The sequence below is a fragment of the Pseudolysinimonas sp. genome, from assembly GCF_044239695.1.
Taxonomy (GTDB): domain Bacteria; phylum Actinomycetota; class Actinomycetes; order Actinomycetales; family Microbacteriaceae; genus Pseudolysinimonas_A.
Genome location: NZ_JBIIAW010000018.1, coordinates 1 through 26625, shown reverse-complemented (window position 1 = coordinate 26625; position 26625 = coordinate 1). Strand labels below are relative to the sequence as shown.

General features: G+C 68.4%; 28 protein-coding genes. 18 read left to right on the top strand and 10 right to left on the bottom strand.

Annotation, left to right across the window (positions count from 1 at the left end):
- Positions 1 to 7: 7 nt before the first annotated feature.
- Both nrdR and ACILQS_RS04655 read left to right on the top strand, forming a co-directional pair.
- Positions 8 to 487, top strand: coding sequence for a transcriptional regulator NrdR (gene nrdR, locus ACILQS_RS04660; RefSeq protein ID WP_395638942.1), 480 nt, complete (start codon positions 8 to 10; stop codon positions 485 to 487).
- A gap of 45 nt (positions 488 to 532) precedes the next feature.
- The gene (locus ACILQS_RS04655) at positions 533 to 1555 is read left to right on the top strand and encodes a quinone-dependent dihydroorotate dehydrogenase (RefSeq protein WP_395638941.1); all 1023 of its coding nucleotides are present in this window, start codon (positions 533 to 535) and stop codon (positions 1553 to 1555) included.
- On the opposite strand, the gene ACILQS_RS04650 is transcribed toward ACILQS_RS04655, so the two are convergent.
- A complete protein-coding gene (locus ACILQS_RS04650; protein WP_395638940.1) occupies positions 1530 to 2108 on the bottom strand; it encodes a DUF3043 domain-containing protein in 579 nt (192 codons plus the stop codon). The two genes, ACILQS_RS04655 and ACILQS_RS04650, sit on opposite strands and share 26 nt — an antisense overlap.
- 16 nt (positions 2109 to 2124) lie before the next feature.
- Here ACILQS_RS04650 and ACILQS_RS04645 point away from each other — a divergent pair, with 16 nt between their 5' ends.
- The 7 genes from ACILQS_RS04645 (at position 2125) to ACILQS_RS04615 (ending at position 7960) form a co-directional block, all read left to right on the top strand.
- A complete protein-coding gene (locus ACILQS_RS04645; protein ID WP_395638939.1) occupies positions 2125 to 3564 on the top strand; it encodes a dipeptidase in 1440 nt (479 codons plus the stop codon).
- 27 nt (positions 3565 to 3591) lie between these two features.
- On the top strand, positions 3592 to 3954 hold the full coding sequence (erpA, locus tag ACILQS_RS04640) for an iron-sulfur cluster insertion protein ErpA (protein ID WP_395638938.1): 363 nt from the start codon (positions 3592 to 3594) through the stop codon (positions 3952 to 3954).
- 125 nt (positions 3955 to 4079) lie between these two features.
- Positions 4080 to 4904: a cytochrome c oxidase subunit II gene (gene coxB / locus ACILQS_RS04635; protein WP_395638937.1), complete on the top strand. Its 825-nt coding sequence runs from the start codon at positions 4080 to 4082 to the stop codon at positions 4902 to 4904.
- Positions 4904 to 6634: a cytochrome c oxidase subunit I gene (gene ctaD, locus ACILQS_RS04630; protein ID WP_395638936.1), complete on the top strand. Its 1731-nt coding sequence runs from the start codon at positions 4904 to 4906 to the stop codon at positions 6632 to 6634. The genes coxB and ctaD overlap by 1 nt, the downstream gene beginning before the upstream one ends.
- 1 nt (position 6635) lies before the next feature.
- Positions 6636 to 7085: a cytochrome c oxidase subunit 4 gene (locus ACILQS_RS04625; RefSeq protein WP_395638935.1), complete on the top strand. Its 450-nt coding sequence runs from the start codon at positions 6636 to 6638 to the stop codon at positions 7083 to 7085.
- 5 nt (positions 7086 to 7090) lie between these two features.
- Positions 7091 to 7588 carry a GNAT family N-acetyltransferase gene (locus ACILQS_RS04620; RefSeq protein WP_395638934.1) on the top strand — a complete coding sequence of 166 codons (498 nt, stop codon included), beginning with the start codon at positions 7091 to 7093 and terminating at the stop codon, positions 7586 to 7588.
- 45 nt (positions 7589 to 7633) lie between these two features.
- Positions 7634 to 7960, top strand: a complete 327-nt coding sequence (locus ACILQS_RS04615) for a helix-turn-helix domain-containing protein (RefSeq protein WP_395638933.1) — start codon at positions 7634 to 7636, stop codon at positions 7958 to 7960.
- Positions 7961 to 8251: 291 nt separating this feature from the next.
- On the opposite strand, the gene ACILQS_RS04610 is transcribed toward ACILQS_RS04615, so the two are convergent.
- The 4 genes from ACILQS_RS04610 to ACILQS_RS04595 are packed head-to-tail and all read right to left on the bottom strand — an operon-like array spanning position 8252 to position 12458.
- A complete protein-coding gene (locus ACILQS_RS04610) occupies positions 8252 to 9817 on the bottom strand; it encodes a cytochrome bc complex cytochrome b subunit (RefSeq protein WP_395638932.1) in 1566 nt (521 codons plus the stop codon).
- 59 nt (positions 9818 to 9876) lie between these two features.
- The gene (locus ACILQS_RS04605; RefSeq protein ID WP_395638931.1) at positions 9877 to 10938 is read right to left on the bottom strand and encodes a Rieske 2Fe-2S domain-containing protein; all 1062 of its coding nucleotides are present in this window, start codon (positions 10936 to 10938) and stop codon (positions 9877 to 9879) included.
- Positions 10939 to 10976: 38 nt separating this feature from the next.
- Positions 10977 to 11762 (bottom strand): c-type cytochrome, encoded by a 786-nt coding sequence (locus tag ACILQS_RS04600; RefSeq protein WP_395638930.1) that lies wholly within the window; start codon positions 11760 to 11762, stop codon positions 10977 to 10979.
- A gap of 6 nt (positions 11763 to 11768) precedes the next feature.
- Positions 11769 to 12458 carry a heme-copper oxidase subunit III gene (locus ACILQS_RS04595; RefSeq protein WP_395638952.1) on the bottom strand — a complete coding sequence of 230 codons (690 nt, stop codon included), beginning with the start codon at positions 12456 to 12458 and terminating at the stop codon, positions 11769 to 11771.
- Here ACILQS_RS04595 and trpD point away from each other — a divergent pair.
- A complete protein-coding gene (trpD, locus tag ACILQS_RS04590; protein ID WP_395638929.1) occupies positions 12457 to 13509 on the top strand; it encodes an anthranilate phosphoribosyltransferase in 1053 nt (350 codons plus the stop codon). The two genes, ACILQS_RS04595 and trpD, sit on opposite strands and share 2 nt — an antisense overlap.
- Before the next feature lie 51 nt (positions 13510 to 13560).
- Positions 13561 to 14865, top strand: coding sequence for an MFS transporter (locus tag ACILQS_RS04585; RefSeq protein ID WP_395638928.1), 1305 nt, complete (start codon positions 13561 to 13563; stop codon positions 14863 to 14865).
- Between the two features lie 29 nt (positions 14866 to 14894).
- On the opposite strand, the gene ACILQS_RS04580 is transcribed toward ACILQS_RS04585, so the two are convergent.
- Together ACILQS_RS04580 and ACILQS_RS04575 are read right to left on the bottom strand one after the other, a co-directional pair.
- The gene (locus tag ACILQS_RS04580; protein ID WP_395638927.1) at positions 14895 to 15374 is read right to left on the bottom strand and encodes an FBP domain-containing protein; all 480 of its coding nucleotides are present in this window, start codon (positions 15372 to 15374) and stop codon (positions 14895 to 14897) included.
- Complete coding sequence (locus tag ACILQS_RS04575) at positions 15374 to 16858, bottom strand: SDR family NAD(P)-dependent oxidoreductase (protein ID WP_395638926.1); 1485 nt, start codon at positions 16856 to 16858, stop codon at positions 15374 to 15376. Before ACILQS_RS04575 ends, ACILQS_RS04580 begins: the two co-directional genes overlap by 1 nt.
- 78 nt (positions 16859 to 16936) lie before the next feature.
- Here ACILQS_RS04575 and ACILQS_RS04570 point away from each other — a divergent pair, with 78 nt between their 5' ends.
- Entirely contained in the window at positions 16937 to 17458 is a 522-nt protein-coding gene (locus tag ACILQS_RS04570; RefSeq protein WP_395638925.1) for a GNAT family N-acetyltransferase, read from the top strand.
- Positions 17459 to 17594: 136 nt separating this feature from the next.
- On the top strand, positions 17595 to 18290 hold the full coding sequence (locus ACILQS_RS04565; protein WP_395638924.1) for a Type 1 glutamine amidotransferase-like domain-containing protein: 696 nt from the start codon (positions 17595 to 17597) through the stop codon (positions 18288 to 18290).
- A 9-nt stretch (positions 18291 to 18299) separates the two neighbouring features.
- Here ACILQS_RS04565 and ACILQS_RS04560 read toward each other — a convergent pair whose 3' ends face one another.
- Both ACILQS_RS04560 and ACILQS_RS04555 read right to left on the bottom strand, forming a co-directional pair.
- Complete coding sequence (locus tag ACILQS_RS04560; RefSeq protein ID WP_395638923.1) at positions 18300 to 18737, bottom strand: hypothetical protein; 438 nt, start codon at positions 18735 to 18737, stop codon at positions 18300 to 18302.
- Positions 18738 to 18769: 32 nt separating this feature from the next.
- Positions 18770 to 19606 (bottom strand): IclR family transcriptional regulator, encoded by an 837-nt coding sequence (locus ACILQS_RS04555; protein ID WP_395638922.1) that lies wholly within the window; start codon positions 19604 to 19606, stop codon positions 18770 to 18772.
- A gap of 260 nt (positions 19607 to 19866) precedes the next feature.
- Between ACILQS_RS04555 and ACILQS_RS04550 the strand changes: the two genes are divergently transcribed.
- The 5 genes from ACILQS_RS04550 to ACILQS_RS04530 are packed head-to-tail and all read left to right on the top strand — an operon-like array spanning position 19867 to position 24599.
- A complete protein-coding gene (locus ACILQS_RS04550; RefSeq protein ID WP_395638921.1) occupies positions 19867 to 20652 on the top strand; it encodes an ABC transporter ATP-binding protein in 786 nt (261 codons plus the stop codon).
- A complete protein-coding gene (locus ACILQS_RS04545; protein ID WP_395638920.1) occupies positions 20639 to 21349 on the top strand; it encodes an ABC transporter ATP-binding protein in 711 nt (236 codons plus the stop codon). The genes ACILQS_RS04550 and ACILQS_RS04545 overlap by 14 nt, the downstream gene beginning before the upstream one ends.
- Before the next feature lie 3 nt (positions 21350 to 21352).
- Positions 21353 to 22234 (top strand): branched-chain amino acid ABC transporter permease, encoded by an 882-nt coding sequence (locus ACILQS_RS04540; protein ID WP_395638919.1) that lies wholly within the window; start codon positions 21353 to 21355, stop codon positions 22232 to 22234.
- Entirely contained in the window at positions 22234 to 23352 is a 1119-nt protein-coding gene (locus ACILQS_RS04535; protein ID WP_395638918.1) for a branched-chain amino acid ABC transporter permease, read from the top strand. The genes ACILQS_RS04540 and ACILQS_RS04535 overlap by 1 nt, the downstream gene beginning before the upstream one ends.
- Entirely contained in the window at positions 23352 to 24599 is a 1248-nt protein-coding gene (locus ACILQS_RS04530) for an ABC transporter substrate-binding protein (protein ID WP_395638917.1), read from the top strand. Before ACILQS_RS04535 ends, ACILQS_RS04530 begins: the two co-directional genes overlap by 1 nt.
- Before the next feature lie 73 nt (positions 24600 to 24672).
- Here the strand turns inward: ACILQS_RS04530 and ACILQS_RS04525 are convergent, their stop codons facing one another.
- The gene (locus tag ACILQS_RS04525) at positions 24673 to 26343 is read right to left on the bottom strand and encodes a CocE/NonD family hydrolase (RefSeq protein ID WP_395638916.1); all 1671 of its coding nucleotides are present in this window, start codon (positions 26341 to 26343) and stop codon (positions 24673 to 24675) included.
- Between the last annotated feature and the right edge of the window lie 282 nt (positions 26344 to 26625).

The following is a 26625-nucleotide window of genomic DNA, read 5'->3' as shown; positions in this document are numbered from 1 at the left end:
ACGCACCATGTTCTGCCCTTTCTGCCGCTACCCGGACAGCCGCGTCGTCGACTCGCGGACGAGCGATGACGGCCTCGCCATCCGCCGGCGCCGGCAGTGCCCCGAGTGCGGCCGCCGATTCTCGACGACCGAGACCGCGAGCCTCTCCGTCATCAAGCGTTCCGGCATCGTCGAGCCGTTCAGCCGGGAGAAGATCGTCTCCGGGGTCCGCAAGGCGTGCCAGGGCCGACCGGTGACGGATGCCGACCTCTCGATGCTCGCGCAGCGCGTCGAGGAGTCGATCCGGGCGACGGGTGTCTCGCAGATCGACGCGAACGACATCGGCCTGTCGATCCTGCCGCCGCTGCGGGAACTCGACGAGGTCGCCTACCTCCGCTTCGCCAGCGTCTACCAGGGCTTCGACTCGCTCGACGACTTCGAGTCGGCGATCTCCCTCCTGCGCGTGGAGAATGCCTCGACCGACGAGACCCCCTCCACGGTCGAGTAGCGCTGCGGACCGGCCCCGCCACATCGTCACGGTAGGTTGGCATCGATGTACGCCCTCCTCTTCCGTCTCGTCCTCAGCCGGATGGATCCGGAGCGCGCCCACCACCTCGCCTTCGGGGTGATCCGCCTCCTGCCCGGCTTCCTGCGCGGCCTCAGCCGCCCGCATCCGTCGCTCGCGGTCGACGCCCTCGGCCTCCGGTTCCCGTCCCCGTTCGGACTCGCCGCGGGGTTCGACAAAGAGGCCGCCGCCATCCGCGGACTCGGGGTGTTGGGCTTCGGCCACGTCGAGGTCGGCACCATCACCGCGGTCCCGCAGCCGGGCAACCCGAAGCCGCGACTGTTCCGGCTCATCCCCGATCGCGCCGTCGTCAACCGGATGGGTTTCAACAACGCGGGTGCCGACGCGGCGGCGACGCGTCTGGTCCGCGAGCGCCGCCGCCGCGTCCGGCCGGTCATCGGAGTGAACATCGGCAAGTCGCGGATCGTGGCCGTCGAGGATGCGCTCGAGGACTACCTCGTCTCGACGCGGGCCCTCGCCCCGCTCGCCGACTACCTCGTCGTCAACGTCAGCTCCCCGAACACACCGGGGCTGCGCGGCCTTCAGGAGCTCGACCTGCTCACCCCCCTCCTGGAGGCGGTGCGCGATGCGGCCTCCGGGGTGCCGGTCCTCGTGAAGATCGCGCCGGACATGACCGACGAGCAAGCGGTCAAGATCGCCGCGCTCTGCGTGGAGCTCGGGCTTCCGGGACTCGTCGCCACCAACACGACCATCTCGCGCGCGGGGCTGCGCACGCGACCCGAGGTCGTCGCGGCCGCGGGGGAGGGGGGACTCTCCGGGGCGCCACTGGCCGCCCGATCGGTCGAGATCCTCCGCCTGCTGCGCGCCGCTGTCCCGCCCGACTTCGTGCTCGTGTCGGTGGGCGGGGTCGATACCGCCGACGACGTCGCGGAACGCCTCGCGGCAGGAGCGACTCTCGTGCAGGGCTACACGGCGTTCCTCTACCGCGGACCGTTCTGGGCCCGCGGCATCAACCGCGAGCTGGTCAGGCGGGGTACTCGCCGCGCTTGACCTGCGGCTTCGGCAGGCGCAGGAACCGCATCTGGATCGACCGCATCGCGGCGTACCAGCGGACGCGCTCCACCTTGTCCTTGCCGTACTTCGCGACCAGCTTCTTGTTCAGCTGGGAGCCGAGCACGACGCAGTCGATGACGACGAAGGCGAACACGGCCCAGAACCCGAGGAAGACGTAGTCGAGGAACTGCTGCGGCAGGAACCAGGTGAGGATGACCAGCACCAGCACCGGCATCAGCACCTCGCCGGCGCTGAACCGCGCGTCCACGTAGTCGCGGGCGTAGCGCTTCTGCGGGCCCTTGTCGCGGATCGGCAGGTAGCGCTCGTCGCCCTTCGCCATCCCGATCCGGGCCTTCTCGCGCTCGCTCTGCTGCGTGGCGCGGTTCTGCCGGGCGGCGAGGCGACGGTCCTTCGGCACGAGCGGGCGGCGCCGCGCGGCCTCGCGCTCCTTGCGCGTCGGCGTGGCATGCCCCTTGGTCAGCGGGGCCTCCGGCTCACGCGTCTCCGCCGTCGCTTCGGGGGTCGGTTCGGACTTCTGCGCTCTGGCCACGACTTAAGATTACGGGATGCCTGAGAAGTCGACCCCGTCCCCGCTCGCCGATGGACTCCGGGAGGCCGTCGCCGCCGGATTCCCGCTCGCCGTGGCCGACCTCTCGCGGCTCGTGCGCATCCCGTCGGTGTCGTGGGACGGCTTCGATCACGCGCACGTGGAGGCCAGCGCAGAGGCCGTGCGCGCCCTCGCCGCCGACACCGGGGTGTTCGACGAGATCGAGGTCGTCCGGGTGCCGTACGGCGTCGACGGCAAGCTCGGGCTCCCGGCGGTCATCGCGACCCGGGCTGCGCGCAACGGCCGGCCGACGATCATGCTCTACGCCCATCACGACGTGCAGCCCGAAGGCGAGCCCGAGTCCTGGGACTCGACGCCCTACGAGCCGACTCTGCGCGGCGACCGGCTCTACGGGCGGGGCGCTGCGGACGACAAGGCAGGCGTGATGGCGCACATCGGCGCGATCCGCGCGCTGGTCGCGGCCGGGGGCGACGACCTGGATGTCGGCCTCGTGCTGTTCGTCGAGGGGGAGGAGGAGTTCGGGTCGCGGTCGCTCCACGAGATCCTCCACCGCTATCGGGACCGGCTCGCCTCCGCCGTCATCGTCGTCGCCGACTCCGGCAACTGGGACCTCGAGACCCCGGCCCTGACGATCGCCCTCCGCGGGGCGGTGGCCTTCAACCTGCGGATCACGACCCTCGCGCACGCCAGCCACTCGGGCATGATGGGCGGCGCCGTGCCGGACGCGCCGATGGTGGCGATCCGACTGCTCAGTACGCTCTGGAACGCCGACGGCTCGGTGGCCGTCGCGGGGCTCACGAGCCACGACGAGGCCACCCCGGCGTACGACGAAGCGAAGCTCCGCGAGGAGTCGGGGCTGCTCGACGGCGTCGCGCCGATCGGGTCGGGCGACATCCTGTCGCGCACCTGGTACCAGCCGTCGATCACCGTCACCGGGATGGACATCCCGAGCATCCGCAACGCCTCCAACACGCTCGTGCCCAGCGTCCGCGTGCGGATCAGTGCGCGCGTCGCGCCCGGCCAGACCTGGCAGGAGGCGTCCGCCGCGATCGAGGCGCACCTGCGGAGCCACGTTCCCTTCGGCGCGGAGATCGCGATCGAGGACCTCGACACCGGCAACCCCTTCCTCGTGGACGCCAGCGGCTGGGCCGCGGCCGACGCGCTCGCGACGATGTCGGAGGCCTACGGTCGCGAAGCCGTCGAGATCGGGGCGGGCGGCTCCATCCCGTTCATCGCCGACCTCGTCGAGCTGTTCCCGGGGGCGCAGATCCTCATCACCGGGGTCGAGGACCCCGACTCGCGCGCGCACAGCCCGAACGAGTCGGTGCACCTGCCGACCTTCCAGCGCGCGATCCTCTCCGAAGCGCTCCTGCTCTCGCGGCTCGACGCCCGGGCGCTGGAGCCGGCCGGAGATCCGGCGTCGCAGTCCGGCGGATGAGCAGCATGCTCGTTTACACTCGGTGACATGACCGACACCACGCTCTCCTCCACCGACATCACGACTCACGGCGTGAACCTCACCGACGTGGCGGCGACCAAGGTCAAGAACCTGCTCGAGCAGGAGGGCCGTGACGACCTGCGCCTGCGCGTGGCGGTCCAGCCCGGCGGATGCAGCGGTCTGATCTACCAGCTCTACTTCGACGAGCGCCTGCTCGACGGCGACGTGACGCGCGACTTCGATGGCGTCGAGGTCGTCGTCGACAAGATGAGCGTGCCGTACCTCGACGGCGCCGCCATCGACTTCGAGGACTCGATCCAGAAGCAGGGCTTCACGATCGACAACCCGAACGCGTCGGGCTCGTGCGCCTGCGGAGACTCGTTCCACTGAGCCACTAGACTCGGGGCGTAGGGATTCTTCCTTCTGTCCTGAGAGGTTCACCGGTGCGCTCAACTCGCCCCACGCCGTCGAAGCCGGCCAAGTCGAAACTGGCTCGTTGGGCAATGGTCCCGATCATGGCCGCGGTCACGCTCATCCTCGCCGGGTGCACCCAGGCGCAGTTGATCGGCTTCCTCCCCGAGGGTTCCGTCGGCGCGACCAACCACACCGACCGCACGACCGGGCTCTGGGTCACCTCCTGGATCGTCCTGCTCGCCGTCGGTGTCGTCACCTGGGGTGTCATCATCTGGGCGGCCATCGTCTACCGCCGCCGCAAGGGCCAGACCGGCCTGCCCGTGCAGCTGCGTTACAACCTCCCGATCGAGATCTTCTACACGATCGTCCCGCTCATCCTCGTGATCGGCTTCTTCGCGTTCACCGCACGCGATCAGGCCGCGATCGAGGAGGTCGATCCCGATCCCGACGTGAAGATCGAGGTGTTCGGCCAGCGCTGGTCGTGGACCTTCAACTACACGGATGACGACGTCTACGACGTCGGCATCCAGGCTCAGGAGCGCGAAGACGGCTCCGGTTTCGACGCCGACCAGTTGCCGGTTCTCTATCTGCCGGTCGGCGAGAGCGTCGAGATCAAGCTCGAGTCGCGCGACGTCATCCACTCGTTCTGGATCGTGGACTTTCTCTACAAGAAGGACATGATCCCGGCGCGCTCGAACTACATGTACTTCGTGCCCCTCAAGGAGGGCGAGTACGACGGCAAGTGCGCCGAGCTGTGCGGCGAGTACCACTCGCAGATGCTCTTCAAGGTCAAGGTCGTCTCCCGCGAGGAGTACGACGCGCAGATGGAGCTGCTCCGCGACAAGGGTCAGACGGGCGACATCGGCGAGGACTTCAACGTGAACAGCAACCTGCCGGGAACTGGCGAAGAAGAGGGCGACAACTGATGACCACCGCGACCGCACCCCAGTCCTCGGGAACGCTGCCGTTCGGCGCCTCGACGGTGGACCGCAAGGGCAACGTCGTCGTGAAGTGGCTCACCACGACCGACCACAAGACGATCGGGTACCTGTACCTCATCTCGTCGTTCATCTTCTTCTGCCTCGGCGGTGTGATGGCCCTCATCATCCGCGCGCAGCTGTGGGAGCCGGGCAGCACGCTCATCGCGAGCGGCGAACAGTACAACCAGCTCTTCACGATGCACGGCACGATCATGCTGCTGCTGTTCGCGACCCCGCTCTTCGCGGGCTTCGCGAACGTCGCGATGCCGCTCCAGATCGGGGCGCCTGACGTCGCGTTCCCGCGGCTCAACGCCTTCGCCTACTGGCTCTACATCTTCGGCGGCCTGATCGCCGCTGGCGGATACCTCACCCCGCAGGGCGCCGCATCCTTCGGCTGGTTCGCCTACGCTCCGCTGTCCGACCAGTCGTTCACCCCCGGCCTCGGCGGAAACCTCTGGGTGTTCGGCCTCGCTCTCGCCGGCTTCGGCACGATCCTCGGTGCCGTCAACTTCATCACCACGATCATCACGATGCGCGCCCCCGGCATGACGATGTTCCGCATGCCGATCTTCACCTGGAACATCCTGGTGACGTCGATCCTCGTGCTGCTCGCCTTCCCGGTTCTCGCGGCGGGGCTCTTCGCCCTCGGCGCCGACCGGGTCTTCGACTCGCACCTGCTCGATCCCGCGAACGGCGGCGCCATCCTCTGGCAGCACCTGTTCTGGTTCTTCGGGCACCCCGAGGTGTACATCATCGCGCTGCCGTTCTTCGGGATCATCTCCGAGGTGCTCCCGGTGTTCAGTCGCAAGCCGATCTTCGGCTACAAGACGCTGATCTACGCGACGATCGCGATCGCGGCGCTCTCGGTCACGGTGTGGGCGCACCACATGTACGTGACCGGCTCGGTGCTGTTGCCGTTCTTCGCGCTCCTCACGATGCTCATCGCGGTGCCCACCGGTGTGAAGATCTTCAACTGGGTCGGCACGATGTGGCGCGGCTCGGTGACCTTCGAGACGCCGATGCTCTGGGCCATCGGCTTCCTGATCACCTTCACCTTCGGCGGTCTGACGGGCGTCATCCTCGCGAGCCCGCCGCTGGACTTCCACGTCTCCGACACCTACTTCGTCGTTGCGCACTTCCACTACGTCGTCTTCGGCACGGTCGTGTTCGCGATGTTCTCCGGCTTCTACTTCTGGTGGCCGAAGTGGACCGGCAAGATGCTCAACGAGACGCTGGGCAAGGTGCACTTCTGGACCCTCTTCATCGGCTTCCACACGACCTTCCTCATCCAGCACTGGATCGGCGTGATGGGCGGTGCACGTCGCTACTGGAGCTACCTCGAGGAGGACGGGCTCACCTGGATGAACCAGATCTCGACGATCGGCGCGATGATCCTCGCGGCGTCGATGATCCCGTTCTTCCTCAACGTGGTCGTGACCGCGCGGCGCGGTGAGAAGGTCACCGTCGACGACCCCTGGGGCAACGCGCGTTCGCTCGAATGGGCGACGTCGTGCCCGCCGCCGCGGCACAACTTCGTGTCCATCCCGCGCATCCGTTCGGAGTCGCCGGCGTTCGATCTGCACCACCCGGAAGCGGGGGCGCAGGTGGGCATCGGACCGCTCAAGGATGCTCCCGAACGTCCGGTCGTCGACCTCGCCGACGGAGAGGTGAAGTAACGTGCGCGTCAACGCGAACCTGTTCTGGCTGCTGGCGGTCTTCTTCGCCCTCGCCGCTGTGGGCTACACCGTCTGGTCGATCCTCGACTACTCGACGACCGACATGATCGAGCCGATCACCGCGATGGGTGTCGAGTGGGTCGGCACGATTGCGATCAGCCTGGGCGCGATCATGTCGCTGTTCCTGGCGTTCTACATCACGATCACCAAGCGCGCGCAGGGTGGGGAGATCCCCGAAGACATCCCGACCGCGGAGATCGACGACGGCGACCCGGAGATCGGGCACTTCAGTCCGTGGAGCTGGTGGCCGATGGTTCTCGCCTTCGGGCTGGCGCTGATGTTCCTCGGTCTGGCCGTGGGCGTCTGGATCGCCTTCATCGGCGGACCGATCGTCCTGCTCGGCATCATCGGTTGGCAGTACGAGTACTACCGCAACTTCTTCGCACGCTGACGCCGATGGGGAACGCTGGTCAGGGCGACGTCGTCGTGAGCGACGCGAAGGTCCGCGACGCGCGCCCCGGCGACGAGGATGCACTGTTCGCTCTCGTGCAGCAGCTCGGGCACGCCTTCACCCCGGAGCGGGCCGCGTACGACGCCACGCTGGCGTCCTACTTCGCGGGGGAGCAGCCGAGCGTCCTCCTGCTCGTCGTCGACGACGGATCGCCGCGCCTCGGCGGCTACGCGCTGACGACGATCGTGCCGCTGCTGGCGACCAACGGGCCGTCGGCTCAGTTGCAGGAGATCGTCGTCGACGAGGGTGCCCGCGGCCGCGACTACGGCACTCTGCTCGTGCACGCGGTCGAGGCCGCCTGCGAGGAGCGCGGGGTCACGCAGCTCACCGTCGCGAGCCGCCGCTCCGGCGGGTTCTACGACCGCCTCGGCTTCACGGATGCGGCCGAATACATGCGTCGGTTCTTCCCGGCGGATCGTGGCGCGGCGCGCGTTCTGCCCTGAGCGGAACCGTGCGGTGATCGACGCGGGCCGTCGATACCGTTGAGCATGACCGACGTCACGCCGATCGAAGATGCCCCTCGTCGCCGCGCCCCTCAGCCGGAGCCGCTGTGGCGGGAGGTTCTCGGCCAGCGCCTGCGCGAGTTGCGCGCCGATCGCGAGGAGAAGCTCGCCGACACCGCACGCCGTGCCGGCATCTCCCCGCAGTACCTTTCCGAGATCGAGCGGGGCATCAAGGAGCCGTCGAGCGAGATGATCTCCGCCGTCGCCGGTGCCCTCGACACGACGCTCGCGGAGCTCGCCTCTGGCATCGGACGCGATCTCACCCGCCGCACGGTCGCGCCCTCACGGTCGACCGTGTCTCTCGCCGCCTGAGCCCGGGGTCCTGACTCACGTCGGGTCACGGACCGCGTCAGCTGGCCCGCGGCGACCGGATCTCGTCGATGAGGCCGTAATCGCGTGTGCTCGTCGCTGTGAAGACGCTGTCGAGGTCGGTGCGCACGCGCACGATCTCGTCGGCCGCGAGGATCAGGTCGGGGATCGCACTACGACCCTGACAGGCCGATCAGCGTGGTGTTGTGCCCAGCTTGCGGAGCCGGAAACCGCGACGGCCGACCTGCCCGCTGGGAGCAGATCGGCCGTCGGCGGATCGATGGTGCTGGTGCCTCAGTGGTGGGACTGAGCCTCCAGCTCGGCCTTCGTCACCGGCTCGATGCGGTCCTCGAAGAACGCGTTCGAGACGGCGGCGCGTACACGCTGGATCACCGAGATGCGGCCCTTCGCGTCGGGGCGCACCATGAGCGGCTTGTAGTCGTTGTACGACACCAGGCGCCAGCGCTCGTAGTCGCTCAGCGGCTGATGCACCTCGACGTACTCGCCCCCCGGAAGGCGCACGATGCGGCCGGACTCGTAGCCGTGGAGTGCGATCTCACGGTCCTTCTTCTGCAGCGCGAAGCAGATGCGTCGCGTCACGATGAAGGCGAAGATCGGCCCGATGATCAGGAGCGCCTGGAGAGTGTGGATGACCCCCTCCATCGTCAGCTTGAAGTGGGTCGCCATGAGGTCTGACGACGCCGCCGCCCACATGACCGCGTAGAACGTGACACCCGCGGCGCCGATCGCGGTGCGCATCGGAGCGTTGCGGGGACGGTCCGCGATGTTGTGGTGACGCTTGTCGCCCGTGACCCAGGCCTCGAAGAACGGGTAGAACGCGACGAGGGCGAGGAACAACGGGAGCACCAGCAGCGGCACGAGGATGTTGAGCGACAACGTGAAGCCGAGGAACTCGATCTCCCAGCCCGGCGGGATCAGGCGCAACAGCCCGTCGGCGAAGCCGATGTACCAGTCGGGCTGCGTTCCGGCGGAGACCGGGGACGGATCGTACGGCCCGTAGTTCCAGATCGGGTTGATCGTCACGTTCGCCGCGACGAGCACGACGACACCGAAGACGATGAAGAAGAAGCCGCCGGCCTTCGCCGCGAACACCGGCATGACCGGGACGCCCACGACGTTGTCGTTCGTGCGACCCGGACCCGCGTACTGCGTGTGCTTGTTGACGAACACCATGATCACGTGGATGCCGACGATCGCGACCAGGATCGCGGGCAGCAGCAGGATGTGCAGGCTGTAGAACATCCCGATGACGCTCGTGCCCGGGAACTCGCCGCCGAAGATCAGGTACGACAGCCAGGTGCCGATGATCGGCAGGCCCTTGATCATGCCGTCGATGATGCGCAGGCCGTTGCCCGAGAGCAGGTCGTCGGGAAGCGAGTACCCGGTGAATCCTTCCGCCATCGCGAGGATGAACAGCGTGAATCCGAGCAGCCAGTTGATCTCACGCGGCTTGCGGAAGGCGCCGGTGAAGAACACCCGGAGCATGTGCAGACCGATCGAGGCGACGAAGAGCAGCGCCGCCCAGTGGTGGATCTGCCGCACGAGCAGGCCGCCGCGGATGTCGAACGAGATGTCGAGCGTCGACGCCATCGCCGCCGACATCTCGATGCCCTTGAGGGGCACGTACGAGCCCTCGTAGTGCGTCTCGACCATCGAGGCCTGGAAGAAGAACGTCAGGAACGTGCCCGAGAGGAGCACGATGATGAGCGAGTAGAGCGCGACCTCGCCGAGCATGAAGGACCAGTGGTCGGGGAAGATCTTGCGTCCGTAGTCGCGGATCCAGCCGGACAGCTTGAACCGCTCGTCGACGTAGCCGGCGGCCCAGTTGGTGAACCGCATACCGCGGCCGACCTCGGGGGTGGGTTCGCCCTCACCCGGTCGCCCAGTGTTTTCGAGGCTCACAGCGAACGCTCCCAGAAGCTCGGTCCGACGGGTTCATGGAAGTCGCTCTGCGCGATCAGGTAGCCCTCGTCGTCCACGGCGATCGGCAACTGCGGCAGCGGACGCTTGGCGGGACCGAAGATGACCTTCGCCTCCTCCTTGATGTCGAACTGCGACTGGTGGCACGGGCAGAGCAGGTGGTGGGTCTGCTGCTCGTAGAGCGCCACCGGGCACCCCACGTGCGTGCAGATCTTCGAGTAGGCGACGATGCCCTGGTAGTTCCAGGTCTCCTTGCCCTCGGAGACGGTGAGGTCCTCCGGCTTGAGACGCATGAGCAGCACGGCCGCCTTGGCCTTCTCCTCGAGCTTGCCGTGTTCGAGGTCCTGGAGGCCCTCGGGGATGACGTGGAAGGCGGATCCGAGGGTCACCTCGGAGGCCTTGATGGGGGTGCCGTCGGGGTCGCGCGCCAGGCGCGTGCCCTTCTTCCACATCGTGTGCTTGAGCAGCTCGACCGGGTCTTCGGCCGGGGCGAGGTCGCGGAAGAGGACGACGGCGGGGAGCGGGAAGATCACCAGCGCGCCGATCAGCGAGTTGCGGATGAGCTTGCGCCGGGTGAACCCGGACTCCTGGTTGCCGGCGGTGAAGACCGCGGCGGCGCCGGCGCGCTTCTCGTACTTCTCCTGCGGCGGGTGGCCGGCGTTGCGGTCCTCGACGAGGTCGTGACCTTCCATGAGCGACTTCGACCAGTGCACGGCGCCGAACCCGATTCCGAACAGCGCGAGCGCCATGCCCAGGCCGAGGAGCGCGTTGTTGGTGCGCACCGAACCGGGGTCGTCGGCGTCGATCGGGAAGACGAAGTACGCGGCGATCGCGAAGATGCTGCCGACGATCGAGGCCCAGAAGAACCAGGCGACGCGGCGCTCGTTCTGGCGTTCCTTCTTCGGGTCGACGTCGCTGACGCGCGGACGGTGCGGCGGGAACCCGGGGTTCTCGATGGCGTCCGTCGCGACGACGGCAGTTCCGGGTGCGTCGGCCGGGATCGCGACGTCCTTCCCGGTGGAGGTGCCGTGGTCTGCCATGCTCGTGTGCTCTCTATCTCTCAGGTCGGTCTCGGAGGTCAGTTCGACTTCGCCGTGAGCCACACGGTCACGGCGATGATCGCGCCGAGCGCGAAGATCCAGACGAACAGTCCTTCGGACACGGGGCCCAGGCTGCCGAGGTCGAGACCACCCGGCGAGGGGTTGTTGTCGAGGTAGTCGAGGTAGGCGATGATGTTGGCCTTGTCCTCGGGCGTGATGTTGAGGTCGTTGAACACCGGCATGTTCTGCGGACCGGTGACCATCGCCTCGTAGACGTGCGCCGGGTCGATGTTCTGGAGCGGCGGAGCGTACTTGCCCTCCGTGAGCGCACCGCCCGCGCCCGCGACGTTGTGGCACATGGCGCAGTTGATCCGGAAGAGTTCGGCGCCGGCGGCGACGTCGTCTCCGCTCGTCAGGGTCGCGTCCGTCGGGATCCCGGGGCCGTCGCCGAGGGTGGCGACGTAAACGGCGAGCGCCTCGATCTGCTCCTCGGTGAACTGCACGGGCTTGACTTCGGCCTGCGGACCGGATGCCGCCATCGGCATGCGGCCGGTACCGACCTGGAAGTCGACGGCTGCGGCGCCCACGCCGACAAGGCTCGGCGCGTCGGTCGTTCCGATGGCCCCGATGCCGTGGCAGGACGAGCAGTTGGCGAGGAACAGCTTCTCGCCGTCTTCGGCCTGGGTGGCGACGGCGGACGACGTGCTCGCGGTCGCACTCGAGGTGACGAGCGCGTAGGCGCCGCCAGTGGCGAGGAGGCCGATGAGGAGGAGTGCGACCGAGGCGAGGGGTGAACGGCGACCCGTGCGGCGACTGCGTGACATGGGAACTCAGACTCCGATGCGGGGGAAGACGTAGATGACGATGAACAGCCCGATCCACACGACATCGACGAAGTGCCAGTAGTACGAGACGACGATGGCCGTGACGGCTTCCTTGTGGGTGAAGGTCTTCACCGCGAAGAAGCGGCCGATGACGATCAGGAAGGCGAGCAGACCGCCGGTGACGTGTAGACCGTGGAAGCCGGTCGTGAGGTAGAAGGCAGAACCGTAGGGGTCGCTCTGGAATCCGACGCCCTCGCTCACCAGAAGCGCGTACTCGTAGACCTGGCCGACGACGAACATCGCCCCGAGGAAGAAGGTGAGGAAGAACCACTCGACCACGCCCCAGCGCTTGAGGTCCCACCAGGGGCCGGTGCGCCACTTCTGGAGGCGCTCGGCGGCGAAGACCCCGAACTGCGCCGTGAACGACGACGACACGAGGATGATCGTGATGATGCCGGAGAAGACGATATTGAGCTTCGACGACTGGTCGGCCCACAATCCCGGAGACGTCGACTTCAGGGTGAAGTAGATCGCGAAGAGACCGGCGAAGAACATCACCTCGCTGCCGAGCCAGACGATCGTGCCGACCTGCACGGTATTGGGCCGCTGGATACCGCCCACTCGGGCGTGCGAAAGCTGTGCGGAGGTCACCGTCCCATTATGGCCGATATCCGGGGTCGCTACGATCGACGCCATGCCGACGGAACTCACCTGGCCCGCTCTCCTCACCCAGCTGCTGGCCGGAGCCGATCTGTCGATCGCGGAGGCGTCGTGGGCGATGGAGCAGGTGATGGAGGGACGGGCCACCCCCGCGCAGCTCGCCGGGTTTCTGGTGGCACTGCGCGCGAAGGGTGAGACGGTCGATGAGATCGTCGGGTTCCGCGACGCGATCCTGACGCACGCGCAGCCGCTGGCGGTCGACCCGATGGCGCTCGACATGGCCGGCACCGGGGGAGACCGCATGGGCACGGTCAACGTCTCCACGATGGCGTCCATCGTCGCCGCCGCGGCCGGAGCGAAGGTCGTCAAGCACGGCAATCGGGCGGCATCCTCGGCGTCGGGCTCGTCCGATGTGCTCGCGGCGCTCGGCGTCGACCTGCAGTTGACGCCCGAGCGGGTGGCCGCCGTCCTCGACGAGGTCGGCATCACCTTCGTCTTCGCGGCCCTCTTCCACCCGGGCTTCAAGCACGCCGGACCCGTTCGGGGCGAGCTCGGCATTCCGACGGTCTTCAACTTCCTCGGCCCTCTCTGCAACCCGGCGCGGCCCGAGGCGTCGAGCGTCGGCGTCGCCGCTCTCGACAAGGTCCCGCTGATCACGGGGGTGTTCCGGACGCGCGGGGCGACGGCGCTGGTCTATCGCGGAGACGACGGACTCGACGAGCTGACGACGACGGGGCACAGCCACATCTGGGAGGTGTCGCGCGGCGACATCCACGAGCACGACCTCGACCCGGGCGACTTCGGCATTCCGCGGTCGGACATCGACGACCTGCGGGGTGGCGACGCCGCGCACAACGCGGCGATCGCGCGCGGCGTGTTCGCCGGCGACGCGGGACCGGTGCGCGACATCGTGCTGCTGAACGCCGCTGCAGGCCTCGTCGCGTGGGACCTCGCGCACGACGCGGCTCAGCAGGAGCGCGACATCCGGGAGCGTTTCACCGAGAAGGTCGCGGTCGCCGCACGGACGATCGACTCCGGCGCCGCGACGGCGAAGCTCGACGCCTGGGTCGTGGCGACGACGAGCTAGCCGCGGTTTCGCGGGAACAGACGGGGCCGGCGACCCTGCGAGAATGACGTCATGACGGACGCCGCCACCCGCCCGCACTGGAAGCGCGACGTGGCCGTGTTCCTCTCCGGCCAGACGATCTCCCTGTTCGGGTCGATGCTCGTGCAGTACGCCGTGATGTGGCACCTGACCCTCGAGACGAAGTCGGGCACGGTGATGGCGCTTGCCGCACTGTTCGGCTTCCTGCCGCAGGCGATCGTCTCGATCTTCGGCGGGGTCTGGGCCGACCGCCTCAACCGCAAGGCGCTCATCATCGGCGCCGATGCGGTGATCGCGGCCTCGACCCTCGCTCTCGCACTGTTCATGCTCGGCGGCGTCGATGCGCTCTGGCTCATCTACCTGACGCTCGCGATCCGATCGGCGGGCGCCGGCATCCAGAGCCCTGCTGTCTCGGCTCTCGTGCCGCAGCTCGTGCCGTCTGCGCATCTGATGCGGGTCAACGGGATGCTCGCCACCATCCAGTCGGTCATGGCGCTGCTGGCACCGGCCGCCGCCGGGGTGCTCTACGCGACAGCCTCGCTCACCACGATCTTCTTCGTCGATGTCGTCACGGCGGTGATCGGAATCGGGCTGCTCGCGATGGTGGCCGTGCCGACCATCGTGCGCGCGGGGGAACGGCCGGGCTACTTCACCGACCTCGTCGAAGGCGTGAAGTACGTCGCCACGCATCGCCTCATCCGCTGGCTGCTGCTGCTGTTCGGGGTGATCTTCCTGCTCACCGTCGCACCCTCGTACCTCACGCCGCTCATGGTCGTGCGCTCGTTCGGCGGCGACTTCTTCGGCCTCGACGAGGTCGCCAAGCTGACGATCCTGGAACTCGCCTTCAGCATCGGAATGCTCGCCGGCGGCGTCGTCATCTCGATCTGGGGCGGCACGAAGAACAGGGTGCTGATGATCATCGCGTCGTCGGTGCTCTTCGGGCTGCTGTCGATCGCTCTGGGACTCTCGACGAACCTCTGGCTGTTCTTCGGCATCATGTTCGTCGTCGGCCTGGCGGTGCCGTTCTTCTCGACCCCCGCGATGACCCTCCTGCAACTGCGGGTCGAACCGGAGCGGCAGGGGCGTGTCTTCGGCTTCGTCGGCATCGTGATGGCGGTCTCGATGCCCATCGGCATGGTCGTCTTCGGGCCGCTCGCCGACGTCATCCCGGTGCAGACGCTGCTCGTCGTCGCGGGCGTCATCACCTTCGTCGTCGTCGCCATCGCCGTCGTGGTGCCCGCAGGCCGCCAGGCGATCCGCGAGGGCCGGGCGGAGACTCCGGCGGGGGAGCAGCCGGTCATCCCCGAGCCCGGAAACCCCGAGGCCGCCGAGCGCTGACTCGGGCGGCATCGACGACTCCGCGGAACTCAGACGCGCAGGTTGGTCAGGAAGTCGCCGACGCGCTCGCGCAGCACCCCGATCCGCCGTTCTCGTTCGGCCTCGCGGTCGAAGCCCAGGTAGGCCATCGTCGGCAGCTTCCGCACGTGCGCCGAGCACTCGAAGCCGGCACAGACGAGTGTGCCGACGGTGTCGCCGCGGCGACCCGCGTCGCCCGAGCGCTTGGCGCTGAAGAAGACGACCGGAGCGGGGAGTTGCACGTCTTCGCACCAGGAGCACTGGGCGCGCGCCCGCGGCGGCTCCGCCTGCCGGAGCAGCACTCCGGCGGGCTCACCGTCGAGGTCGGCGACGACGTAGCCCAGCAGGGGCTGCTTCCGGTCGCGCCAGCCGAGGAAGTCGACCTTCTCCCAGGCGACGGTGTCGAGATCGGGGAGCGGGATCGCCGTGCGTTCGCGCTGCGAGACGTTGAGGAAGGACGCACGGATCGCGTCGGCGGTGAGGGACTGCATCACCACGCGCCGGGGGAGTAGTCCTTGAGGAACACCCCGAAGAGATCCTCGCCCGCCTCGCCGCGCACGATCGGGTCGTAGACGCGGGCGGCGCCGTCGACGAGGTCGAGGGGGGCGTGGAAGCCCTCTTCGGCGAGGCGGACCTTCGTCGGGTGCGGACGCTCGTCGGTGATCCACCCGGTGTCGACGCTGGTCATGAGGATGCCGTCGGATTCGAACATCTCTCGGGAACTGGTGCGCGTCAGCATGTTGACGGCCGCCTTCGCCATGTTCGTGTGCGGATGCCCGGGGCCCTTGTAGCCGCGCCCGAATACGCCCTCCATCGCGCTGACGTTGACGATGTAGGTGCGCCGCGCGGGGGAGGAGGCCAGCGACGGGCGCAGCTTCGAGATGAGGATGAACGGCGCCGTCTCGTTCGCCAGTTGCACCTCGAGCATCTCGAGCGGGTCCACTTGGTCGACGCTCTGCACCCAGGAGTTGACGGAATCGTGGTCGGGGATCAGTCCGCCCGCGTCGATCGCCGTGCCGGCCGCGAGACGCTCGAGTGACGACGACCCGGCCGCGAGCGCCTGCTCGGTCAGCTCGTCGGCCTTCGCCGCGGCCGCCGCAAGGATCGGGTGCGCGGCGACCGACCGCTCGAGCGCCTGCGGGTGGGCGTCGTTGGTGTGCCCGAAGGTCTCCACCTCAGGGAGCGGCCCGCCGGGGAGGGGAGCGAGCTCGGCATCCACGAGGCGCGAGTAGGCGCCGGGGGAGCGGCGCACGGTCTGCGCGGCGTTGTTGATGAGGATGTCGAGCGGCCCCTGCGCGGCGACCGACTCGGCGAGCGCGATCACCTGGGCGGGATCTCGCAGGTCGATGCCGACGACGCGGAGCCGGTCGATCCAGTCGTCGGAGTCGGGGAGGCTCGTGAAGCGGCGGACGGCATCCCGCGGGAACCGCGTCGTGATCGTCGTGTGCGCGCCGTCGCGCAGCAGTCGCAGCGCGATGTACATGCCGATCTTCGCGCGACCGCCGGTCAGCAGGGCGCGCTTGCCGGTGAGGTCGGTGCGGGCGTCGCGCTTGGCATGGCTCATCGCCGCGCAGTCGGGGCACAGGTGGTGGTAGAACGCGTCGACGACCGTGTAGTCCTGCTTGCAGATGTAGCAGGCGCGGGCCTTCTTGAGCACGCCGGCGATCGCCGCGGTCGTCGACGTCGAGATCGGGATGCCGCGCGTCTCGTCGTCGATGCGGTCGGGCGCGCCGGTGGCGGTCGCGGCGACGACGGCCTTGTCGGCCTCCTGCACCTGGGCGCGCAGTTCGAGCCGGCGGGCGCGCTTGACGTCTTTGAACATCGCGGCGGTCGCGCGCCGCACCGCGATGAAGTCCGGATGCTCGGGGTCGACCTCGTGGAGGGCGCCGAGCACCCGCAGAGTCGTCGCGAGGTCCGTCGGGTCGATCCCGCTCGCGTCGCCGGGCGGCGGCGGGAGAGAATCGTCGGAGGCCACATCAGATTGTCCCTCACGGCGGCGCTCCCGCCGGACGTGCGACCCCGGGCTTGGATGACCACGTGCTTGGATCGTGACGTGAACGCCAGCGAGCCGGACTCCGTCGGCGAGGAGACTGAAGCGATCGATGCAGATCGCGCGCGCCCGACCGATGTCGATGACATCCTCGCCATCCAGGAGGAGAACCTGATCGAGAACGGCGGTTCACTCTCGGCGCGCTTCGACCGCACGTGGTTTGAGAGCGTCATCCGAGGGGAGCTCCTCATCGTCGCGCGCGTCGGCGAGGCGGTCGCCGGCTACGCCGCACTGACGTCCCAGGCGGCGCAGGCTCATATCCCGATCATTCAGGCGATGCTGCGGGCCCATCCTGACTCCCGCGCTCTCCTGCATGGGCCCATCTGCGTCGCGTCCGCCTTCCGCCGCCGCGGAGTCGCGCGAGCGCTCCTGCTGGCCGAGCGCGAGGAGAGTGACGGCGCCTCGATCCTGGCGTTCATTCGCGCCGACAACGCAGCGTCGCGCCAGTCCCACGTTGCGCTCGGCTTCCGCGAGGCGACGGAGTTCGAGCACGCCGGCGCGTCGTACATCGTGGTCGCCGGCTGAGCTTCGGCAGCAGCTGCGGGGACTCCCGCACCGACGGTCCCGGGTGATGGTGAAGCGCGGCGCCTCTAGTCTGACATAATGCTGCTTATCGGAGCCTGTCGGAACGGGAATCGGGGGCTGATGGGATCATGCCTGCATGCGCATGCTGCTCACGTCGCACGGGATCCGGAACGCCGCCATCCGGGCTGCGGCGATCGACCTGATCGGACGGCCGACGTCGGATGCCCGGATCATCGTCGTCGTCGACGCGATCCTGCCGTTCGCCGGTGACAAATCGAAGCTCGTCGAGCACCTGGCCGAGCTGCAGGCGCTCGGCTGGGCGGAGTTCGATGTCGTCTCGCTGCTCGCCACACCACGGCACCTCGCCGAGCCGCGGCTGGAGGCGGCCGACGTCATCCTCGGCTACGGCGGCAGCAATCTCTGGCTCGCCCATGCGTGGATCTCGACCGGCCTCGCCGAGATCCTCCCGAGGCTGCTCGAGCAGAAGGTCTACGTCGGCTGGAGCGCCGGATCGATGATCTTCTCGCGCCTCCAGGAGGCCGCGGTCGAGGCGTTCGACGACGACGAGCTCGAGGTGTTCGGTCTCGATGGGACGACCGCCGCGGCGCCGATCTTCGATTGGTTCCTGATGCCGCACCTCGGTGCCGATTACTTCCCTGACCACGATGACGCCTGGGCCGCCCGACACGCGCCTCGGCTCGGCGGGCCTGTCTGGTTTCTCGACGACGACTCGGCGCTCCTGGTGCGCGATCCGGCTCAGGACCCCGAGGTCGTCTCGCAGGGTCGCTGGCTGCGGTTCGACGCGTCGGGAGGGCTCATCGCCTCCGCATGACGGCGGTTCTCAGCCGATCGCCTTCTTCAGCGTCGCGACGAACGTCTTCGCATCGGCGTCCGTGAACTTCGTCACGCCCCAGGCGGTCGGCCACATCGGCGCGTCGTCGAGCTTCGCCGGTTGCTCGAAGCCGATCGTGGCGTACCGCACCTTGAACTTCGAGGCCGGCTGGAGGAAGACGAGGATCTTGTCGTCGGCGTTCGCGAAGCCGGGCATCCCGTAGTAGGTCTTGGGCACCAGATCGGGCGCGTGCTCGGTGACGAGCGCGTAGAACCTCTCCGCGATCGCGCGGTCACTGCCGTCGAGCTTGTCGATCACGTCGCGCACCGCTTTCGTCCCCGCCTCGCGCTTGTCCTTGGCTTTCGCCTGCGCCTTGCGCTCGGCAGCGGCCTCCTTCATCGCCTGCTTCTCCTCGGCGCTGAACACCTCGGACGACTTCTCGGCCATCTCTTCTCCTCGTTCGAGTCGGTGGGTTCAGGCTAGGCACCCGCGGCCGGGGTGCGCTTCTCCATTCCTGCTCCCCTCGCCGCGGGCGGCGCAGGAGGCTGCTCGGCCCGGCGCAGCGGTCGGAACGGGGGTTCCTCCCCCGCCGTCAGAAGCGCGGCGCTGATGAGGCGCGCTGCACGGAGCACCGAGGGGGCGAGCAGGTTCGGGTCGACCGTGCCGATGGTGGCCACGATCGACACGGCGCCGTAGAACTCACCGCGATGGGCGAAGACCGGGGCCGAGATCGACACCGTGCTGGTGACGATCGCGCCCTCGCTGATCGAGACGGAGGTGCGCCGGACATCCCGGACCACCGTGCGGAGCTGATCCCGATCGGTGACCGTCCGCGGCGTGTAGGCGTGCAGCGGCTCGGCCTCGATGATCTCCCACAGTTCGGGCGGTCCGAACGCGAGGAACACGTGTCCCGGTGAGGAGGCGTGGAGCGGGAGCCGCTCCCCCAGCCCGGCGGCGAGCCGCGCCCCCCGTCGGCCGAGCAGTTGCTCGACCATGATCCCCTCGCCGTCATGAAGGGCGGTCAGAACGACGTGCTCGCGCGTGGCGACGAACAGCTCCTCGAGGAACGGCAGGATGCGGGACCGGTACCGGTAGGCGCGCGGCGACAGCACCCCGATCTCCCAGAGCCGCAACCCGATGACGTAGCGGCGGCGTTCGTCGCGTTCGAGGGCGCCCCAGCCGACGAGGTTGGCCACCAGTCGGTGCGTCGTCGACACCGGCAGCCCGGTGATCTGGGCGATGTCGCTCAGGCTGAGACTCGGCCGGTCGGCGTTGAACGCGCCGAGGACGCTCAGTACCCGCTCTTGCAATGCCACGCGTGCCAGACTTCCACTAGTTGGGAATCGAATTGTCGACAATCTACCGCTCCCCTACGTTTCCCTCACACAGCAGGAGGCGACGTGGCCGAACACGCTGGCATCGAGCCAGGGCGCAAGGATGCGCACCGCCGCGCTGTGATCGCGAACGTTTGGTCGACGATTTTGTCGACAAAGGAGTTGCCGGGTCCCCCTCGACGGGTTACCGTGGCCACACCCCACCACCACCACCACTTTCTGCAACGAAGCGGAGGACGGCCATGGCCGCTCGGCTGAAGCTCACCGACGTCTCACTGCGTTTCGGCGGCATCTCGGTGCTCCAAGACGTCAGCCTCGAAGTCGAACCCGGTTCGGTCTTCGGGCTCGTGGGACCCAACGGTGCCGGCAAGACGTCACTGTTCAACTGCATCAGCGGGCACTACCGTCCGTCGTCCGGGTCGATCCGGATCGACGACATCGAAGCCCTCTCGGTGCAGCCGTCGCGACTCGCGAAGGTGGCGGGCCTCGCCCGTACCTTCCAGCACCCGGCCCTGCGCCTCGAGGCGTCGGTCCTCGAGAACGTGCTGCTCGGCGCACACAGTCACCTCCCGGGTGGACCGGTCAGCTGGGCGCTGCGGCTGCCGCCGACCGGGCGGCGCGAGCGCGAGGCACGTGCCGAGGCCCGCGACCTCCTCGAGCGCTTCGGTCTCGGCTGGGCGGCGGAACTCCCCGCCGACGAGCTCTCCCACGGCCTGCACAAGGGGGTCGAGCTGGTGCGCGCGATGATGTCGCACCCGCGCCTGCTGCTCCTCGACGAGCCCGCTGCCGGGCTCTCGCACGCCGAAGTCGAGAACTTCATCGCCCAGATCCGCTCGATGCGCGACGACTTCGACCTCACCGTCGTGATCGTGGAGCACCACATGGGACTCATCTCCGCGCTGACGGATCGGGTCGTCGTGCTCGATCACGGCGCCAAGTTGATGGAAGGCACGGCGGCCGAAGCGCAGTCGGACCCGCGAGTCGTCGAGGCCTACCTCGGCAAGGAGGTCTCGGATGACGCTGCTTGAGCTGGAGGGCGTGACCGCCTCCTACGGGCACGCCGAGGTGCTGCACGGTATCTCGTTCCGCGTCGGCGAGAACGACGCGATCGGGATCCTCGGTGCGAACGGCGCCGGCAAGACGACGACGTTGCGCGCCATCAGCGGGATGGTCGCCACCGGCGGCAAGATCACCTTCGACGGCACCGACATCACCGGCTTCCGACCCGACAAGGTCGCGTCGCTCGGCATTGCGCACGTGCCCGAGGGCCGCGGCACGCTCGGCGACCTCTCGGTGCGCGACAACCTCCGGGTCGGCGCCTACCTCCGCAAGGACCGGGCCGGCGTCGCCGAGGACATCGAACTCTGCCTCGACCTGTTCCCGAATCTGCGCCAGCGGATCGGCTCGAACGCCTCCGCGCTCTCCGGCGGCGAGCAGCAGATGCTGGCCGTCTCCCGCGCGATCATGTCGAAGCCGCGGTTGATCCTGCTGGACGAGGCGTCGCTCGGGCTGGCCCCGAGCACCGCGCAGAACGTCTATCGGGCGATCCGTCGCCTCCGCAGCGAACAGGGCGTGGCGATGGTCGTGGTCGAGCAGAACGCGATGCTCGCGTTCTCCGTCGTCGACCACGCGATCGTCCTCGAGACCGGCAGCACCTCGCTGACGGGAACGAGCGACGAACTCATGGGCATGGACGAGGTACGTCGCGCGTACCTGGGGGGCTGACAGATGGCGTACTTCATCCAGCTGGTCATCGAGGGCCTGGCCACGGGTTCGATCTACGGCGCGCTCGCGCTCGCGATCGTGCTCGTCAACCGGGCCACGGGCCTGATTAACTTCGCTCAGGGCGGCATGGCGGTGCTGTCGACGTTCGTCGCCTTCGCCCTCTTCCAGGCCGGGGCACCACTTCCCCTCGCGATCCTCGGTGCCATCATCTTCGCGTTCCTCCTCGGCGCGGTCATCGAGCGCGTCATCGTGCGCCCGTTCGAACGCGGCGACCCCGACACCGCGGTCGTCGTCACGATCGGTCTGTTCGTGCTGATCGGCGGCATCGCCGCCTTCTTCTTCGGCTACGAGCCGCAGCAGTTCCCGTCGTTCTTCGGGCTCGAGACCCTCAATCTCGGCGGAGTGTTCGTCAGCCTCCGCTCGATCGGCACGATCGTCGTCCTGGCGATCGTGGTCGTGCTGCTCCAGCTGCTCTTCCGCGGCACGAAGCTCGGTCTCGCGATGCGCGCCGTCGCCGACAACCCGCAGTCGGCGGCGCTCTCCGGCCTTCCGGTGAGCCGCCTGCTGATGATCGGCTGGGGGCTGGCCTCGGTGCTCGGCGTCATCGCCGGCGTGCTCGTGGCTCCGCAGCTGTTCGTCAGCCCCGGGATGCTGGACTTCGTTCTCGTCTACGCCCTCGCCGCCGCCATCCTCGGAGGACTCGACTCGCCACTCGGCGCGGTCGTCGCGGCCTGGTTCATCGGCGTGATCGAGAACCTCGCCGGCGCCTATATCGACGTCATCGGCAACGACCTCAAGATCGCGGTGCCGTTCCTGGTGATGATCATCATCCTGATCGTGAGACCGCAGGGCCTCTTCGGACGAAAGGTCGTGGTGCGCGTCTGATGAACACGCTGACCAAACTCACCGCGAACCTCTGGGTACGCATCGGCTTCGGCGTCGTCGTCGCCGTGGTCCTTGTCGTACTGCCGCTCATCTCGAGCAAGTTCGTCAACTACCAGCTCGGCCTCATGGCGGTCTTCGCGGTCGCGATCCTCGGCCTCAACATCGTCATGGGCTATGCCGGCCAGGTCTCCCTCGGGCAGAGCGCGTTCCTCGGTCTCGGCGCCTACATCGCGGCGTACCTGGTGACCTCGGGACTCCCGATCCCCGAGCCGCTCCTGCTGCCGGTGACGCTCCTGCTCTGCGCGATCATCCCTGCCGCCGTCGGTCTCGTCGTCGCCCTCGCGGCCGCTCGCCTCCGCGGGCTCGCCCTCGCGATGGTCACGATCGCGCTGCCGATCATCGGCATCCCGCTCGCCAAGCGCTTCCGCGAGTTCACCGGTGGGGCCCAGGGCACGACAGTGAGCTGGCTCCGTGCGCCGGAGTGGACCGAGGGCATCCTCGAGAACGACCAGTGGCGCTACTACGTCGTCGTCGTCATCGCCCTGCTGATGTTCCTGCTCGCGCGCAACATCGTGCGCGGCCGGATGGGACGCGCCTTCCGCATCGTGAAGGAGAACGAGTCCGTCGCGATCGCGATGGGGATCTCGCCGTACCGCTACAAGGTGATGGCGTTCACGATCGCGTCGATGTTCGGCGGCGTCGCCGGCTTCCTCTACCTCGCGATCGTGCAGTACACCTCGCCCGAGACGATGTCGTTCCACAACTCGATCAACATGGTCGCGGCCATGGTGATCGGCGGGTCCGCCAGCATCCTCGGATCGATCGTCGGCGCCATCTACTTCGTGCTCGTGCCGAGCCTCGCCAATGAGATCAACCCGTCGCTGACGGCGCTGTTCTCGGGTGCGATCCTGCTCGCCGTGCTGTTCCTGGTGCCCGGCGGGGTGGTCTCGCTCCCCCGCCGCATCGCCCAGGTGGTGCGTTCGATCCGCCGCGGCGGCGCCACGCCCGATGCCGCCCCCGCGGCCCCCCAGAACCCTTCGGAACGGCCGCTCGCAGCTGCGACCGCCGACCCGGAGTCCACCGAGAAGAAGAACAAAGGAAAGAGGCAAGGTCAATGATGAACTTCCGTAACGCGGGCCGCATCAGCGGCGTCGTGGCCACGGGTGCCATCGCCGCCCTGCTCATCACGGGATGCTCCCGTGAGGGCGACGCAGGCAGCGACGAGACCAACGCTCCGAGCCCCGGCATCACCGACACGACCCTGAGCCTGGGCATCAGCAGCCCGCTCAGCGGCCCGACCGCCGGACCGGGCTCGTGCACGGTCGCCGGTCTGTACACCTACCTCGAGGCCAAGAACGCCGACGGCGGTTTCGAGTTCGGCGACGGCAACACCCGCACCGTCGATCTCACCTACCTCGACGACACGTACGACCCGGCGAAGGCCGTGTCGAACTTCCGCCAGCTCGTCGACGACGGGATCTTCGCGTACGTGGGCGCCCTCGGCACCCCGACGAACGCCGCCATCCTGCCGATCGCGCAGGAGGAGGAGGTTCCTCAGGTTCTGCTGATCACCGGCGCGACGATGTTCTCGTCCGACCAGGAGACCAACCCCTGGACCTTCGGCCTGCTGCCGACGTACTACGACGAGGGCTTCTCGTTCGGTGAGCTGCTCGTCGACCGCGGCGAAGACGTCACCGTCGCGATCCTCGCGCAGAACGACGACTACGGTGACGACTACGTCGCCGGGTTCGAGGCGGCCATCGAGGGTTCCGACGTCGAGGTCGTCGCCTCGGCCACCTACGAGCCGAGCGACCCGACCCTCGACGCCCAGGTCACCGAGCTCGCCGCCTCCGGCGCCGACGCTCTGCTGAGCGCCGTGTCGGTCACCCCGCTCCAGGTCGGCGTGCTGACCAAGGCCCAGTCGCTGGGATGGACCCCGGAGATCTTCCTCCCGTCCAACACCTCGACGCCGGCCACGGTCGTCGTGCCGGGTAACGGCGCCGCCTACCCCGCGGTCTACTCCACGTCGCTGACGAAGGTTCCGGTCTCGCCGGCCTTCGCCGAGGACGAGGACGTCATCGCGTACAACGAGGCCTTCGCCGAGTACGGCGTCGGGATCGCCGCGAACTACACGCCGCACTGCGCGTGGTCGTACGCCGAGGGCGCGATCCTCGAGCAGGCGTTCCTGAAGATGACCGAGCCGACGCGTGATTCGTTCATGGAGGCGCTGCACTCGATCGAGGACTTCCAGGCTCCGCTCCTGCTCGACGGGATCACGGTCAACACGACCGACCCGACCCTGCCGGCGATCCAGGGCCTGACCCTCGTTCAGTTCAACGGCACCGGCTACGGCCCGGTGCAGTAACACCCGCAACAGTGGAAACGCCCCGGGCCGAGAGGTCCGGGGCGTTTCTCGTGCGGGGTCTCGACACGCTTCGCTACTCGACCACCGAGCTGAGGATCGGGATCGTCAACGTCGCGTCGAAGCGTCCGCCGGTGTGCAGGATCTGCGGCCCGCGGTTGATGTCGCTCTCGTGCCGCGCGTAGACCAGCGGCTTCGGATAGTGCTTGAGGTCGTGCCCCTGCACGACGAGCACGAGGCTCTCCCCCGCGGCGAAGCGGGTGCCCGAGGGCAGGATCTCGATGTCGAGACGGGTGGGTCCGTCGGCCTCGAGCGGCAGCTCTCGCCGGTGCGCGAGAACCGGCAGGTAGTCGCTCGAGCGCTCGGCGTCCAGCTCACGGTGCGACGCCCGGATCCAGCCGAGGGCGACGGGTCCGTCTTCGTACTGCGCGTAGTACGCGAAGGGGACGATCTCCCCGACCGCGTCGCGCTTGAACAGCCCGACGAAGACATCCATGTCGCTCGCCTCCGGGGCCTCCACATAGAGCGTCGCGCGGGCGTGACCGACGACGTCCGCCGCGTGCTCGAAGCGGTGCTCGAAGACGACCCGGGATGCGGCGAACGGGTCCCCGAGGCCGTGATACGTCGCGCCCGACTCGGCGACCACCGGCTCGTGCGTCAAGGTGCCGGTCGCGGCGTCGAGGTGGAAGGTGCGGTACTCGACCTCCGGCAGCGGCCACGCCGTGCTCTCGATGAAGGTGCCGACGCCGTACCGCTCGCGGAGTTCGGCACGCACCGGCGGCCAGGAGTCGAGACCGGCCCCCCGCCCGAGCAGGAAGTGGTCGAAGAACTGCGCCTGCAGCTCGACCATCTCGGGCCGGTAGTACTCGGCCCACTTCTTGGCGCCGTGCACGTGCAGCCACTTCTGCGCGCTCGAGATCCGACGGAATCCCTCGAGCGTGCCGCGGGTGTGCAAGCCCTGGTCGGTCCACGAGGCGACGACGAACGCCGGCACCGTGATCGCCTCGAGATCGGCCGCCTTCGACGCCCAGAACTCGTCGAAGAGCGGGTGCTCGCGGTTCTCTCGTTCCAGGTCCTCGATCTCCCCGGTCGAGGCGCCCCAGCGTTCCCAGATGTACGGCCAGAAGGAGGTCTCGGGGATGCCCCCGTGCCGGGCGACCTCGCGGTAGGTGTCCGACCAGCCCTCCCACGGATTGATCGCGACCAGGTGCGGCGGGTTCAGGCTCGCGACGCGCCACTGGGAGCTCGTGAGGTACGAGACCCCGGTCGTGCCGACCCTCCCGTTCGACCACGGCTGCACGCCGGCCCACTCGATCAGGTCGTAGTAGTCGCTCGCCTCCTCCGGCGACAGGTACGACGCGGGGCCCTTCGCGTACCAGGTTCCCGGGATGTCGGCGATGATGAGCGCGTAGCCGCGGGGAACCCAGAACTCGGGATCCGGGCCCTCGAAGGTCGTCAGGGCGCTCATCCACTCGGGCTTCGCGCCGCTCGTCGGGTAGATCTGGCCGATCGGGGCCGGATCGTGCTTCCCATACGGCGACCAGGCGATCAGCACCCCCGCCGGCTCCCCGGACTCGGGTCGGTAGACATCCGCCTGCACCGTTCGACCCGCGCGGGTCGCCACCTCGACGTCGCGGTCGATGAGCATTCCCGGGTGGGTCTCGGTGCGCGGGTTCGGCGGCACCCCGTGGCGCGATTCGGGGGTGCTCCGCGGTGGGCGGGTCGGGTAAGGGAATGCGTCGGACATCGGCGTCGGACTCCTCGGTGTCGGCCGATCGGTATCAGCTGATCGGTGTCGGCTGCTCCGACGCTAACCCCGGTCGGCCTCGGGGGCATGACCGACCCTCACCAGGTGGGAAAGCTCCCGCGTCAGCCAGCCGGTGGCACGTTCGCCCTGATGAGAGCGGGCAGATCGGCGGGCTCGAACTCGAACTCATCGGCCTCGAGTTCGTCGGCGGAGAACCAGCGCACGTCGACGACCTCCACCTGCTCGTCCTCCGTCCAGCCGTCACGGGCGAGGTCGAACGGG

Coding starts and splice junctions, on each gene's coding strand:
- ACILQS_RS04560 (WP_395638923.1), bottom strand. CDS start 18,737: ATGGCCGAGAAGTCGTCCGAGGTGTTCAGCGCCGAGGAGAAGCAGGCG.
- ctaD (WP_395638936.1), top strand. CDS start 4,904: ATGACCACCGCGACCGCACCCCAGTCCTCGGGAACGCTGCCGTTCGGC.
- nrdR (WP_395638942.1), top strand. CDS start 8: ATGTTCTGCCCTTTCTGCCGCTACCCGGACAGCCGCGTCGTCGACTCG.
- ACILQS_RS04655 (WP_395638941.1), top strand. CDS start 533: ATGTACGCCCTCCTCTTCCGTCTCGTCCTCAGCCGGATGGATCCGGAG.
- ACILQS_RS04620 (WP_395638934.1), top strand. CDS start 7,091: ATGGGGAACGCTGGTCAGGGCGACGTCGTCGTGAGCGACGCGAAGGTC.
- ACILQS_RS04615 (WP_395638933.1), top strand. CDS start 7,634: ATGACCGACGTCACGCCGATCGAAGATGCCCCTCGTCGCCGCGCCCCT.
- ACILQS_RS04565 (WP_395638924.1), top strand. CDS start 17,595: ATGCGCATGCTGCTCACGTCGCACGGGATCCGGAACGCCGCCATCCGG.
- ACILQS_RS04545 (WP_395638920.1), top strand. CDS start 20,639: ATGACGCTGCTTGAGCTGGAGGGCGTGACCGCCTCCTACGGGCACGCC.
- ACILQS_RS04525 (WP_395638916.1), bottom strand. CDS start 26,343: ATGTCCGACGCATTCCCTTACCCGACCCGCCCACCGCGGAGCACCCCC.
- ACILQS_RS04645 (WP_395638939.1), top strand. CDS start 2,125: ATGCCTGAGAAGTCGACCCCGTCCCCGCTCGCCGATGGACTCCGGGAG.
- ACILQS_RS04580 (WP_395638927.1), bottom strand. CDS start 15,374: ATGCAGTCCCTCACCGCCGACGCGATCCGTGCGTCCTTCCTCAACGTC.
- ACILQS_RS04550 (WP_395638921.1), top strand. CDS start 19,867: ATGGCCGCTCGGCTGAAGCTCACCGACGTCTCACTGCGTTTCGGCGGC.
- erpA (WP_395638938.1), top strand. CDS start 3,592: ATGACCGACACCACGCTCTCCTCCACCGACATCACGACTCACGGCGTG.
- ACILQS_RS04585 (WP_395638928.1), top strand. CDS start 13,561: ATGACGGACGCCGCCACCCGCCCGCACTGGAAGCGCGACGTGGCCGTG.
- ACILQS_RS04610 (WP_395638932.1), bottom strand. CDS start 9,817: ATGCGGTTCACCAACTGGGCCGCCGGCTACGTCGACGAGCGGTTCAAG.
- ACILQS_RS04600 (WP_395638930.1), bottom strand. CDS start 11,762: ATGTCACGCAGTCGCCGCACGGGTCGCCGTTCACCCCTCGCCTCGGTC.
- ACILQS_RS04540 (WP_395638919.1), top strand. CDS start 21,353: ATGGCGTACTTCATCCAGCTGGTCATCGAGGGCCTGGCCACGGGTTCG.
- ACILQS_RS04535 (WP_395638918.1), top strand. CDS start 22,234: ATGAACACGCTGACCAAACTCACCGCGAACCTCTGGGTACGCATCGGC.
- coxB (WP_395638937.1), top strand. CDS start 4,080: ATGGCCGCGGTCACGCTCATCCTCGCCGGGTGCACCCAGGCGCAGTTG.
- ACILQS_RS04605 (WP_395638931.1), bottom strand. CDS start 10,938: ATGGCAGACCACGGCACCTCCACCGGGAAGGACGTCGCGATCCCGGCC.
- ACILQS_RS04530 (WP_395638917.1), top strand. CDS start 23,352: ATGAACTTCCGTAACGCGGGCCGCATCAGCGGCGTCGTGGCCACGGGT.
- trpD (WP_395638929.1), top strand. CDS start 12,457: ATGCCGACGGAACTCACCTGGCCCGCTCTCCTCACCCAGCTGCTGGCC.
- ACILQS_RS04595 (WP_395638952.1), bottom strand. CDS start 12,458: ATGGCGTCGATCGTAGCGACCCCGGATATCGGCCATAATGGGACGGTG.